This is a genomic window from Kribbella sp. NPDC104740, from assembly GCF_055583505.1.
In genome coordinates, this window is record NZ_JBVJNV010000002.1 from 1,268,909 (window position 1) to 1,282,059 (window position 13,151).

Genomic DNA, 13,151 nt, shown 5'->3' on the forward strand with positions numbered 1-13,151 from the left:
GTCGGATCGCCGCGTACAGGTCGACCCGGCAACGCTGACCGCATGCGACCACAGCCTGGAATCACTGGCCCTGCCGAGGAGCCCGGTCATGTGCTGCGCAGGTCGAGTCCCACTGAAGCCCAGGTCAGTACGACGGCCCGGCCTTGCGTGGCGACGAAGATCTGCTTGCGCGGTGCCTGATCGGTCTTCCCGCACCACCTCGCGGGCCTCTCAGTGTTCGCTGCGGAAGAACCGTAGCAACAGTGGGCCGATGGTCTGTGGGTCGACGACGTGGTCCGGCCCGTCGAGGGTCTCCCGTTGAGCGTGGGGTAGTAGGTCTGCAAGCTCGTCGGCTGCGCGGTCGAAGAAGTCCGAGGGCAGGCCTGCCATGTAGGGGACCGTGATCGGTCCTCCGGTGGTGACCAGGACCGGTTGGGTGACCGTTGCCAGTCGATCGGTCGGCAATTGGTAGCGGTCGTGGAAGACGCTGTCGTGGACCAGCGTGGGAGCGAGGGCGACCGAATCCGCCCAATGCGACGTCTGCTTGCCTGCCGCTTTCCGGGCCGCGATGTTGTCGTCGGAAGCCCCGGACAGGCGCATGAACAGTTCGAGAACCTCCTCGTCTCGCCCGGCGTCGAAGGCGCGTCGGGTGCCCGCGACGTACTCCTCGAATCGCGGGCGTATGTCGTCCCCGATCGCGTAGGGCACCTCCCACACAGCGATCGTGTCGATGGCTGACCCGGCCGCGGCGGCTTCCAGCGCCAGCGCGGCACCAGAGGACGCCCCGAACAGGTGTGCCGAGCCACCCGCCTCCGCGATCAACGCATCCAGGTCCTCGATCTCTCTTTCCACGGCGTAGGGCTCGGTGAAGCCGCTCGCGCCGCGTCCCCGACGGGCATAGTTGTAGACCGTGAAGTGCTCGGCGAGAGCAGGTACCAAGGAAGCGTTCTCGGCTCCGTCGTCCAGCGCGCCGCCGACGAGGACGACAGCCGGGCCGCTTCCCTTCCGGTCGTAGGCGATGGTGGTGCCATCGTTCGATGTCACGCGAAAGTCCATCTCGTTCATCTCACATCTCCGTTCGAGAGGTTTGTCTCAGCACCTGAGCAGCGCGCCGACGACGACCAAGTGCTCGCGGTAGCGGCAGCTACTTCTTGTTGCGGTAGAGGACCATGCTGATGGGACCGAAGACCGCGACGAGAAGTACGGACGAGACGAGCACCCAGCCGATTTCCCCGGCGGGCACCGAGCCGGCCATCAGGCCGCGTACCACGGTTGCCAGGTGGCTGATCGGGTTGACCTCGACGACCGCCTGCATCCACCCGGGCATCGTCTTCGGGTCCACGAAGATGTTGCTCACGAACGTCAGCGGGAACATCACCATCATGCTGACCCCCGCCACCGAGTTCGGCGTGCGCAGAATCAGGCTGAGCATCGTCCACAGCCACGACAGGCAGAACGAGAACACCAGCAGCAGCGCGACCGACAGCACCACCCCGACGGCGCCACCCTCCGGCCGGAACCCCAGGACCAGCCCGAGCGTGATCACGATCGCCGACCCGATCGAGTAGCGCATCACATCGCCGAGCAGGGCGCCGACCAGCGGCGACGGTCGCCACACCGGAAGTGACCTGAACCTGTCGAACACCCCCTTCTGGATGTCGGTGTTCAGCGTTATGCCGGTGTTCATGGTGATCATGACGTTCGCCTGCACCAGGATGCCCGGCAGCAGGAACTGCAGGTACTCCTGAGTCGACCCGGCGAGCGCGCCACCGAACAGGTAGGTGAACATCAGCGTGAACATGATCGGGAACATGGTCACGTCGACGAGCTGCTCGGGCACGTGTTTGATCTTCAGCACAGCGCGCCAGCCGAACGTCAGCGAGGTGAGCACCGGTCCGGGGCGCGACGGCCGCTCGCCGGCCAACAGCACACTGCGCAGCGCATCCTCGGTCACCGGCACCGACGCCTGTTCCGCGGTCGTGGCACTCATGCGGCATCCTCCTCGGCGGCGTGTCCGGTGAGGGTGAGGAACACTTCGTCCAGGCTCGGCTGACCGAGCGCGAACTCGGTCACGTCGATGCCGCTGCGGGACAGCTCGGCCAGGGCGCGGGCGACCCGCTCGGGGTCGGAGATCCGCGCGGACAGCGCGGCCGGGTCGGCGGACGGCTCGGCCGGTACTTCGAGAACGCCGGCGAGGACCCGTTCGGCCTCGGCCCGCTGCTCGGGCGCACGGAGCCGTACGTGCAGCGAGCCGGCACCGACCGATGCCTTGAGCTCGCCACTCGAGCCCTCGGCGATCACCTTCCCGTGGTCGATCACCGCGATCCGGTCGGCCAGCTGGTCGGCCTCGTCGAGGTACTGCGTGGTCAGCAACACGGTGGCGCCCTCGGCGACCATCCCCCTGACGATCTCCCAGACCTGGTTCCTGCTACGCGGGTCGAGCCCGGTCGTGGGCTCGTCGAGGAAGATCAGTTCGGGGGTGACGACCAGGCTCGCCGCGATGTCGATGCGCCTGCGCATCCCGCCGGAGTACTTCTTCACCTGCCGGTCGGCCGCTTCGGTGAGACCGAACGCGTCGAGCAGGTCGGCCGCCCGCTCCCTGGCTCGGCGGCGTGAGTAGCCGAGCAACCTGGCGAGCAGCAACAGGTTCTCCAGCCCGGTGAGGTCCTCGTCGACCGACGCGAACTGCCCGGTGAGGCCCACCCTGCTCTGCACCGCCCGGGCGTCACGCACGACGTCGTAACCGAGCACTTGCGCCTCTCCGGCGTCGGGGCGCAGGAGCGTGGCCAGCATGCGGATCGTGGTGGTCTTGCCCGCCCCGTTCGGACCGAGTACGCCGTACACGCCCCCGGCGCTCACGGCCAGGTCCACGCCGGCCACCGCGTGGGTCTTGCCGAAGCTCTTCTTCAACCCGCTCGTCTCGATCGCGAGCTTTCCCATGGGTTCGACTCCTTCTCTCGGTGTCGCGAACCAATTGGTTGAGTGCTAGTCAAATTTGAGTACTTGATCAGACTGCATGAGAAGGAAGAGCTAGTCAAGTTTTACTAGAAGGACATCTCGAGGTGATCGGGGACCGTTCGCCACGAACCCGGATCATCGGCCATGGTGTAGGCGCCCTCGGACAGTCGTTTGCTCAGGCTCTTCGCCCACTCCAGTTCGGTGCGTGCATGTCCCGCCCAGAGTTCGGCCTGATCGCGAACGTGCTCGGGGGTGTCCCGACTGGAGTGCTCGCGCCACTTGGCCTGCTCTACGAGCTCCGCTTCCAGGCGCACGACCCGCTCGTTGACGTGCGCGATGGCATCCGCCCTGGTCAGCATGGGCAACATGGCGATGGCCGCATCGAGCATGGTGGAGTCATGGGTACGCCGCAGACCGTCGCGGACCAGATCGACGATCTCGTCACGTCCCCGAGCTGTCACGCGGTACAGAACGCGCTCCGGCCCGGAGTTGCCCGGCTCGGCGTGTTCGGTGAGGAGGCCATCAGCCGCCGCCTTTTTCAGCGCGTGATAAATCGAGCCGGGCTTGATCTTGGCCCAGATCTCCGCACGCCAGTTCTGCAGTTCGGACCGCACCTGGTAGCCGTGCGCGCCGCCGGAGAGGTGCACGACACCGAGCACCAGGAGCTTCGTCGCCGACATGCGCCCCCCTCCGCTCAATCTGTTCGGACTCGCTCCGCTTGCGCGCCCGTCAGGATGGTGTCAACTCCTATCAATACTAAGGCGCCCTCCTGGTCCGGGTGGTGTCAGCACTGACCTACAAACGGTGCTGGTGGAGACCTCCAAAGCCATCCGTCCCACCAGCGGCGGCGCTTCAGCGCCGACAAACTCCACCCGCAGCTGCTCAGCAATCTCTTCAGCAAGCCCGAGGCGTCAGGCTCCCGACGACACCGCATCGGCGAACCTGCTGCAGTGACGACGCGGACCATCGACCAGGCGGGTCATCGGTCGCGCTGCACCGAGAGGCCGTGAGCTGATCCCCAGCGAGAATCACCGGCCGCTAATCCGCCGGCGGCACGCCTGCACCGGAGTCAGCTCACCGCTGCAGATGCCGCAGCGCAAAGGTCGGGAACGCCCTGGTCACCGGCCCCAGCACCGACGCATCGCGGAGAGCGGTGCGCGCCGCCAAGTGCCCGCACGCGCCGTGAACCCCTGGCCCCGGGTGGATCGCGGAGCTGCCGAGGTAGAGACCCTGGACGAACGTCCGTGCACTCCCCAACCCGATCGTCGGGCGGAAGATCAACTGCTGGTGCAACTGAGCGGTTCCCCCACCCAGTGCCCCCAAGCCCAGTGACGCGTTGGACTTGATGAAGTCCCCCGGCCGCTGCAGATCCCGGTCCAGCACGACCTTCGAGAAGCCCGGGGCATAGCGCTCGATGTGGCGATCCATCCGGTCGCCGAGCTTCTCGGCTGAAGCGTCGTCGGCGACCCCGCGCGGCAAATGCGCGTAAGCCCAGACCGCCTCAGTCCCCTCCGGCGACCGCGTCGGGTCCGATTTCGTGGTCTGCCCGATCAGCAGGAAAGGAGCCGACGGCAACCGCCCGGTGTCCAGGTCAGCCGAGATGTGGACCAGATCATCCGCAGACCCGCCGAGATGCACCACCCCGGCCTGCCGCGCGTCGTCCGAGTTCCACGGGATCGGCGCACTGAGGCGGTAGTTCAGCTTGACCGTCGGGTAATCCCACTCGAACTGCTTCAGATCCCCCCGCAGCCCCGCCGGAATACTTGCTTCAGGCAACAGCCTGTCGTACAAGGTGCCGGCCGAGACGTCGCCGATCACCGCCCGCCCAACCGCGATCCGCTCCCCCGACGCAGTCTGTACGGCGACCGCGCGCCCACCGGCCAGCTCGATCCCGGTCACCGGCGTACCGGCGACGAACAGCGCCCCCGCCCGCTCCGCCCGTCGCCGCAGCGCGGTGGAGAGCGAGCTCGACCCACCCTCGGCCACCGGGAACCCGATGTCTTGGGCAAGCATCGCCAGCAGCCAGCCCATAGTCCCGCTCACCGAACCAGTCAGCGAAGCGTCGGCGTGCAACGCGTTCCCCGCGAGCAGCGCGCGCCCACCGGGCCCGTCGAACAACTCCTGCGCCATCCGATGCACCGGCATCGCCATGAACCGCGCGAACCGCACCAACTCCCCCGCCGACCCCAACCGCCGCGCCAACCGAGCGCCCGGCAGCACCGGCGGCCAAGAGGTCAGCAGCGACTGCAGCAACGGCTCCCGGATCCGCACGTACTTCGAGTACAGCTCAAGCCAGGCATCGCCGTCCTGCGGGTGCTCCCGCGAGATCGAAGCAGCCGTGTCGTTGGGATCCGGATGAATCGCCACCGAACTCTCCGGCTCCAGCAAATGCGCCAAAGGCAACGGAGCATGCGCCCACTTCAGCCCGAACTTCTCCAACTCCATCGCCTTGAACACCGGCGACGCCAACCCGAGCGGGTAGTTCGAGCTGAACCGATCACTCACCCATCCGTCCTCAGACGTAGAGCGCACCGCGCCCCCGAACGTCTCCGCCCCCTCCAGCACCAGCACGTCCCACCCGGCATCAGCCAGCTCGACCGCACTCACGAGCCCGTTAGGCCCGGACCCGATGACCACCGCATCGACCCTACGAGGAAGCATGCCTACGACCCTAAAGCATGCCCCACGTCACACCCGGTACGCCGCCACCAACCTGCGTGCGCCGCACGGTGCGCAGGTGATTCGCCGCAGGTGCTCGCCGGCACGCCACGAGGTGTGCGGCGAGATCGAGCTGCCGACGCCGGGCCCCCGACGGCTGGCGGGCGAAGCTCGAACTACTCGCCAACGCTCCCTGAGCCTCGAGCACGTCGCTGGCCGAGGCGCCCCGGCACCTGCTATCCGCGCGGCATCCGCGACCTCGGCTGCTCGCTGGGCAACACGCCGGTGGCGACACCGATCAGCACCGTCCAACCACTGACCACCCGACGCCCAGCCGATGCTCGTCGCCGCGGACCTCCACCACTCACCAAGCCCACCGACGGCCAGCTCACCACGCGCAAGCCACCCAAGAACATCCGAAATACTCCGCCTTACTGAGTGATGCAGGTCCATCGCCGCCAGCCGACAACTCCTGTGGGCAGACGACCCGGCGGTGAGATCTAGCTCCAACTCCACCCGACGCGGGTCCGCCGCGCATCGCGCGGTGGCGCGCCGCTCGTACGTCGCCTTGTCGGCCGACTGCTGCACCATCTCGCGGGTCGGCGTCGGCAGCGCCCGCTCCACCCGCCTCCGACGTCACGCCGAACCCGAGGGGCGAGAAGCGTCAAGCGCACATCCAGCCGCCTGCAGCGCACCCAGCCGACCCTCCTGGAGACCCAACCGAACACCAACCACCACGCTGCCCAACTGCCCAACTGCCGCCGAGTGTGGATCCGCCGGGCCAGCTCGGGGGCGACAGGTTTGTTGTGGAGGATCTTCCGGTGCGTGGCCTGGAGCGGCGCTGAGCAGACCGCTGCGTCGCCGTCCAGCGTGATCTGGGCGAATGTCCGACGAACCCCGCCGCAACCCGGCCGCGGGTCGGAGGGTTGGTGGCTGACGAGCTCAGTGCAGAAGGCGGCGTCGCGGCGGCCGAGGCGCTGGTCGCGGAGCGCCTTGTTGAGGGCGAGGGGCGACGACGCGGTGGCAGTGGCGGATGGCTCGTCGGTCCAGCCGCGGGGACGGAGGTTGGTGGGTCAGCGACGACCCAGTGGTGGCAGCGGTGGAGGGCTCGTGGATCCGGCCACGGGGACGGAGGTTGGTGGGTGAGCGACGAGCCGGTGGTGGCAGCGGTGGATGGCTCGGGTGCAGCCGCGGCGGGCGGAGCGTCCGGGGTGCCGCGCAGTAGAACGACGTCGTCAGGCCTGGCGGGACTCGATTTGTTGCATGAGAGTGGTCAGTTCTCTGGCTCGGCCGAGCATTGCGGGGTCGACCATGCGGCCGTCGGGGAGGACGATCACGCCGCCTTCGGTGACGCCGGCTTTTTCTACTGCGGCGAGGAGGTCCGCGGCGTCGGCGAGTTGGGTGGCGGTGGGGGTGAAGGCTTCGACGATGGTGGGGAGTTGGCGGGGGTGGATCGCCGTGCGGCCGACGAAGCCGAGGGTGCGGCCTTGGAGGCTGGTGCGGCGGAGGCCTTCCTCGTCGTTGACGTGGGGGTAGACGGACATCATCGGGGCGCCGAGGCCGGCGGCTCGGGAGGCGGAGACGAGGCGGCCTCTGGCCCAGCTGAGGCCTTCGGGGGTGTCTACGCCCAGGGCGCTGGAGAGGTCGGCTTCGCCCAGGGCGACGGCTACTACCCGGGGGTCGGCCGAGGCGATCTCGAAGGCTCGTTCCAGGCCCAGTGGGGATTCGATGAGGGCGGTGATCTTGGCTGAGGGGACTTGGGCCAGGACTGCGTGGACGTCGGCGGCGCTTTCGACCTTAGGGAGGCGGACGCGGACGTCGGGGACTGCCGCGAGTGCCGCTAGGTCGTCTTCGATCCACGGGGTGCCGGGGGCGTTGACGCGGATCTCGAAGGAGCCGGTGGCTCGGGCGGCGATCCAGGCGACGGCCCAGCCTCGGGCGTCGGATTTGTCGTCGACCGGTACGGCGTCCTCGAGGTCGAAGACCACAAGGTCGGGGCCTGCGGCAACGGCTTTGGCGAAGCGGTCCGGGCGGTTGGCGGGGACGTAGAGGGCGGTCAGCACGAGGGTGCTCCGGGGTTGAGTACGACGTACGGCATCAGTCCGCTCCGGGATTGCGCCGGCGTACGCGGCATCAGACCACCCCGGACTCTCGCAAAGCAGCCAGCTGCTCGGGGGTGACGCCGATCTCGGCCAGGACCGCGTCGGTGTCGGCGCCGTGCGGGCGGCCGGCCCAGCGGATCTCGCCGGGAGTTTCCGACAGGCGGAAGAGGACGTTCTGCATGGCGACCGGGCCGCCCAGTTCCTCGTCGTCGATCGTCGTGATGGTGCCGAGAGCGGCGTACTGCGGGTCCTCGACGATGCCTCGGATGTCGTGGACGGGGCCTACCGCCGCCTCGGCTTTCTCGAAGGCTGCCATGACCTCGTCCAGCGAGCGGGCGGCGATCCAGGAGCCGACGGCGTCGTCGAGTTCGTCGGCGTGTTCGGCGCGTTGGCGGCCGGTCGCGAACCAGGGTTCGGCGACCAGGTCGGGGCGGCCGACGAGCGTCACGACGCGTTCGGCGATGCTCTGGGAGCTCGTCGAGACGGCGACCCAGCGGCCGTCAGCGGTCTGATAGACGTTGCGCGGCGCGTTGTTCGACGAGCGGTTGCCGAGGCGGGGCTGGACGTACCCGGTCTGCTGGTACGCCGTGATGCCGCCACCGAGCATCATCAGGATCGGTTCGATGATCGCCATGTCGATCACCTGCCCCTGGCCGGAGCTGTCGCGTTCGCGGAGGGCGACCAGTACGGCGTACGCCGTCGCGAGGGCGGTGATGCCGTCGGCCAGGCCGAACGGTGGGAGGGTCGGCGGGCCGTCCGGCTCGCCGGTGACCGCGGCGAAACCGCTCATCGCCTCGGCCAGCGAGCCGAAGCCGGGGCGGTTCGACCATGGGCCGACCTGGCCGAAGGCGGTGACGCGGGCGATCACCAGGCGCGGGTTGGCCTCGAGGAGGACGTCGGGGCCGAGGCCCCAGCGCTCGAGGGTGCCGGGGCGGAAGTTCTCGACCAGGACGTCCTGGTCGCGGATCAGGTCGAGGAGGACCTCGCGGCCGCGGGACAGATCCAGGGTCGCGAGTCGCTTGTTGCGACCCAGGGTCTTGAACCACAACCCGATGCCGTCTTTCGAAGCACCGTGCCCGCGCGCCGCGTCGGGGCGGGCCGGGTGCTCGATCTTGGTGACGTCAGCGCCGAAGTCTCCGAGGAACGTCGCGGCGAGAGGGCCGGCGAAGAGGGTTGCCGCTTCGACGACCTTGACTCCGGCCAGGGGTGCTTGGCGACCGCTCACCGTGGTCCGGGGAAGACTTGGTTTGCTGGCGGGGTCTGCTGCGTTGCTCACCGCGCACACCGGAAGCCGATGGTCTCCGAACGGTCCAGCCCGCCGCCGGTCAGCACCAACTTGAAGCTCACCTCCGGCTCCTGCGGCCCGCCGTCCGAGTACCAGTCGGAGCCCTCGGCGACATACCAAGAGCCGCCCTTCAGGATGCTGAAGCGGCTGCGGCCGTCGCGGTGCTCGGACTCGGTCCAGTTCCAGACCAGCGGCTCCAAGCGCGTGAAGCCGTCGAGCCCAGCGGCGACCTGCCACTCGTCCTCCGTGGGCAGCCGCCCGCCGGCCCACTCGGCGTACGCCCGCGCGTCGGCGAGGTCGACGTACGTGACCGGCTGGTCCTCGGTGCCGGCGGCGGGAGCGCCGTCGACCCAATGGGCCAGGAATCGGTTCGCGATCAGCGGCCGGTACCCGGAGGCGGACATGAACGCAGCAAACTCAGCGTTCGTCACCTCGCGCACAGCGACAGACACCTCAGTGAGCGACACCTCACGAGAAATCGTCTGCTGATCGTGCAGGCGCGGAGGCAACGGCTTCCACTCCTCCACGTACGGCGCCGTGTCGTACAACCCCGTCTCCCGGCGCCGATGCCGGACCACCAGAGAGCGCTCTCCAGCGGGCACGACCACAACCGGACCGAACGAAGCCTCGCCAACAGGCACAGGCGGCGGAACAAGCCGCCCCGGCGCAACAGGGAACGCCGAGTCCTTCACATGCGGCCGCGACATCGTCCCCAGCCGGCGCGCAGTCGCCCGGCACGAAGCACCAGCCGTCGCTCCAACCCGGACGATCCCAGCCACACCACGCCCCGGTACGACCAACCGCACACCTTCATCATCAGCAGTGATCGGCACGCCCGAGGTCACGTCGTACCAGTCGCCGACCTGGTCCTCGGAGCGCAGTACGACGCCCTCGAAGTCCTCGTCGTCGCGGTTGATCAGCGTCCAGAACGTGACGTCGGCCAACTCGAAGCGCGACCCGAAGATCCCGTGCTCGCGGGCCTTGTCGGGGATCTCCGGTGTCAGCGGGATCCAGTCGCCGTTGATGAGAACCTCGGAGAACGCTCTCTGGGCCGCGACCATCCGCCGCAGCGTGGCGCGGTCGCGGGCGTTCCAGCCGACCCACGCCCCGAAGACGCTCTCCCAGACCAGGATGCCGACGCCGTTCACCCACGCCGACTGCAGCTCGTCGCTGTGGTCGCGGTTCCAGCGCCGGGTGTGGTGCATCATGTGCCGGCGCTCGTACAGGTGCGCCCGCAGTACGCCGGGCGCCCGGGTGTCGGCGAACCACTGCGCCCACGACAGCGCGTGGTCCGAGATCCTTGCCAGCGGCAACCGTGACTCGCCCTCGAAGGCGATCGCCGGGTTCACCTTGTTCAGCGCCCGGGTGAACGCCGGGTCGCCTTCCTTCAGCGTGTCGAGAAAGGCGCCGTCGGCACCGAAGTCGGCGACCAGCGCCGCGAACTCCTCGGCGTCCGGCCCGTCCGCGCGCCGGGTGCCGACGTCCCACGGGTTGTAGTCGAAGAACACCTTCAGCCCGAGGCCGTGCAGATCGTCGACCAGTTGCCGAAGGCCCGGAACGTCACGGTAGAAGTCGAACTGGTTGCGCGAGTCGATCCCGATCACCGGGTACGCGTGCCACAGCACCACCGCGTCGTACCCGCCGAAGTCCTCGACACCGTGCTGCACGAACGCCTCAGGGGTGAACGTCCCGGAAGCGACGTCGTAGAGCTGGTCGTCCCAGAGCCAGACCAGCGCCACCGAGTACGCCGTCTGGGTCCACTCGCGACCGGGCTGCTCGTAGTGCGAGCCACCGTCGTACGCCGTCCGCCCGTAGGCTCCGGCCAGCCACTCGGCGAGCTTGCCGCGCCAGCGCGGCAGGTCGGCCGGATCCTCGGGCGCGCCGAGGATCTTGGCGTCGTCGAGGAAGGTCAGGTCGGCCCGGAGGCCGAGATCGACCTTCGCGGGCAGATCGATGGGCCTCGGCTCCAGCGGGTTCACAGGTACACCTCCGCACAGCGCGCGTCGATAGCTTCCCCGTGAGGTACCGAAGGGATCGCCCCCGCGGTCTGGACACTCAATGAAGCAGCAACGGTAGCGCGTCGGACCGCATTCGTCAGGTCGCGCTCGGTAGTTGACGTCGCAGCGAGCGTCGCGGCGAGCACACCGCAGAACGTGTCGCCCGCGGCGGTCGTGTCGACCACCTCCACCCGCACCGCCGGCACCCGCACCTCGGCCACCGAACGGGTCAGGATCACCGCGCCCTCGGCGCCCAGTGTCACCACCGCCGCCGGCACCCGGTCCAGCAGGGCGGACAGCTTCGCACCAGCCACCGCTTCGGCCTCCGTCTCGTTCACGACCAGCAGGTCGACATGCCCCAGCAACTCGTCGGACAGCTCGACGGCCGGGGCGGCGTTCAGGATGAAGTACCTGCTCGCCACGGCCGCCGCCTGCACCGTACCGAACGGAATCTCCAGTTGGGAAAGCACTATTTTCGCCTCGCCCACGGCGGCCAGCGATCGCGGCGTCAGCGCCAGCAGACCGTTCGCCGAGGGCGCCACGGTGATCGCGTTCTCGCCGTCGGCGTCGACCGTGATGATCGCCGTCCCGGTCGGCGCGTCCACAGTCTCGACCAGCGACAGGTCGACACCGTCCAGGGCCGCGCGCAGCAGCGCTCCCCCGTCGTCGGCGCCGAGCGCCGCGACGAACGCGGTCGACGCGCCGGCCCGGGCCGAGGCGACCGCCTGGTTCGCACCCTTGCCGCCCGGACCGCGGGTCAGCCCGGAGGCCAGTACGGTCTCGCCGGGGCGCGGGATCCGCTGGACCGGGAGCACCAGGTCCACGTTCGCGCTGCCCACGACCACGACGTCAGCCACGCCGCTCCTCCTTCTTCACCACGGCCAGAGTTCTCGCTGCGAGTTCGTCGAACGAGACCTGGTTCATCCCCGGCAGACTGGTGGTCAGCCGGTTCTCCAGAGGTGCCGACCACTCTGCCGGAACACCCAGGACGGCGCCAAGCACAGCGCCGACGGTCGCGCCGACGGAGTCGGTGTCCCAGCCGCCCATCACCGCGCGGCCGACACCGGTCGCGAAGTCCGGAGCCGTCAGCGCGTACGCCGTGAGCGCGCTGTTGTTGATCGCGTGCACCCAGTGCAGCCGCCCGTACTCCGCGTGCAGCACGTCGAGCGCGTCGTCCAGCGGCTTGTCCGCGAGCGACAGCCCGAGCTGGACCGCCTGCGCGATCTCGCTGCCGGGATCGATCGCCTCGAGCCCGGAGAGCGCGATCTCGCGGGGATCATCGAGCACCAGCGCGGCGGCGGACATCGCGGCGACCCAGATCGCGCCGTCGACGCCGGCGCCGGTGTGACTCAGTCGCGCGTCGGTCAGCGCGAGCCGGGCGGCCGCCGTACGGTCGCCGGGGTGGACCCAGCCGTACACGTCGGTCCGGATCTGGGCGCCGATCCACCAGCGGAACGGGTTGCGGACCAGTGCGGCGCGCTCGGGCGCGACGCCGTCGAGCAGGTTCCGGTACGCGACCCGCTCGGCGGTGAACACCCGCCCGGCCGGCAGGTCGCTCAGCCACGCCTGCGCCACGTCCTCGGTGGTCAGCGCGTCACCGTGCTTCTCGACCAACTGCAGCGCGAGGATCGCGAAGTTCAGGTCGTCGTCCTCGGGCATGCCCGCGATCACTTCGCGCAGACTCGTCGGCTTCGAGCGCCGGTTCCACGGCCACCGCGCCTGTACGTCGTCAGGCACCCCCACGGCGGTCACGTACTGCGTCAACGGCCACTGCCCAGAGCTCGCCAAGATCTCCCGGATCCCCTCCCGGGGAATCTTCTCCACCGGCTTCCCGAGCAGGTTGCCCGCGGCCCGGCCGACCCAACCATTCGAAATCCGGCGTTCGATGCTCCGGGTGACCCGGCCGCCCGGGCCGAAGCCGGCGGCGAGCCGGGGAAGCTCGGGGATCTCCGGCGCGGTCCACGGGGTGGAACGCTTGTCGAGCTCGTCGAGCAGCACGCGGGCCAGCGCGCGAAGCTCCGGCCCGGCCGGGGTGGCCGAGGCTCCGGAGACCGGGGCCTCGACCGTTCCGCCGGCCGACTGCCAGCGCGTGACGATGTCCTGCACGTCCGCGCCCTCGGCCGCGGACTGGACCAGCTGGTGCGGCAGCAGATCTTCCGGCTGCACCCAAGT

The 13,151-nt window shown here is 69.2% G+C and carries 10 protein-coding genes; all 10 read right to left on the reverse strand.

Annotated features, from left to right (window positions below; all coding sequences use genetic code 11):
* Positions 1-210: 210 nt before the first annotated feature.
* The 10 genes from ACZ6Z4_RS15460 to ACZ6Z4_RS15505 all read right to left on the reverse strand — a co-directional run bounded on the left by ACZ6Z4_RS15460 (position 211) and on the right by ACZ6Z4_RS15505 (position 13,145).
* Positions 211-1,044, reverse strand: a complete 834-nt coding sequence (locus tag ACZ6Z4_RS15460; RefSeq protein WP_465563352.1) for an alpha/beta fold hydrolase — start codon at positions 1,042-1,044, stop codon at positions 211-213.
* A gap of 79 nt (positions 1,045-1,123) precedes the next feature.
* Positions 1,124-1,969, reverse strand: a complete 846-nt coding sequence (locus ACZ6Z4_RS15465) for an ABC transporter permease (RefSeq protein WP_465563355.1) — start codon at positions 1,967-1,969, stop codon at positions 1,124-1,126.
* Complete coding sequence (locus ACZ6Z4_RS15470; RefSeq protein WP_465563358.1) at positions 1,966-2,919, reverse strand: ATP-binding cassette domain-containing protein; 954 nt, start codon at positions 2,917-2,919, stop codon at positions 1,966-1,968. Before ACZ6Z4_RS15470 ends, ACZ6Z4_RS15465 begins: the two co-directional genes overlap by 4 nt.
* A 104-nt stretch (positions 2,920-3,023) precedes the next feature.
* Positions 3,024-3,617, reverse strand: coding sequence for a PadR family transcriptional regulator (locus ACZ6Z4_RS15475; RefSeq protein ID WP_465563361.1), 594 nt, complete (start codon positions 3,615-3,617; stop codon positions 3,024-3,026).
* A gap of 394 nt (positions 3,618-4,011) precedes the next feature.
* A complete protein-coding gene (locus ACZ6Z4_RS15480; RefSeq protein WP_465563364.1) occupies positions 4,012-5,598 on the reverse strand; it encodes a phytoene desaturase family protein in 1,587 nt (528 codons plus the stop codon).
* 1,232 nt (positions 5,599-6,830) lie between these two features.
* Complete coding sequence (locus tag ACZ6Z4_RS15485; protein ID WP_465563367.1) at positions 6,831-7,658, reverse strand: HpcH/HpaI aldolase/citrate lyase family protein; 828 nt, start codon at positions 7,656-7,658, stop codon at positions 6,831-6,833.
* Between the two features lie 70 nt (positions 7,659-7,728).
* The gene (locus ACZ6Z4_RS15490) at positions 7,729-8,973 is read right to left on the reverse strand and encodes a CaiB/BaiF CoA transferase family protein (RefSeq protein ID WP_465563370.1); all 1,245 of its coding nucleotides are present in this window, start codon (positions 8,971-8,973) and stop codon (positions 7,729-7,731) included.
* Positions 8,970-10,961 carry a formylglycine-generating enzyme family protein gene (locus ACZ6Z4_RS15495; RefSeq protein ID WP_465563373.1) on the reverse strand — a complete coding sequence of 664 codons (1,992 nt, stop codon included), beginning with the start codon at positions 10,959-10,961 and terminating at the stop codon, positions 8,970-8,972. Before ACZ6Z4_RS15495 ends, ACZ6Z4_RS15490 begins: the two co-directional genes overlap by 4 nt.
* Positions 10,958-11,836, reverse strand: a complete 879-nt coding sequence (locus tag ACZ6Z4_RS15500) for a ribokinase (protein WP_465563375.1) — start codon at positions 11,834-11,836, stop codon at positions 10,958-10,960. The genes ACZ6Z4_RS15495 and ACZ6Z4_RS15500 overlap by 4 nt, the downstream gene beginning before the upstream one ends.
* Entirely contained in the window at positions 11,829-13,145 is a 1,317-nt protein-coding gene (locus ACZ6Z4_RS15505) for an ADP-ribosylglycohydrolase family protein (protein ID WP_465563377.1), read from the reverse strand. The genes ACZ6Z4_RS15500 and ACZ6Z4_RS15505 overlap by 8 nt, the downstream gene beginning before the upstream one ends.
* Positions 13,146-13,151 lie beyond the last annotated feature (6 nt).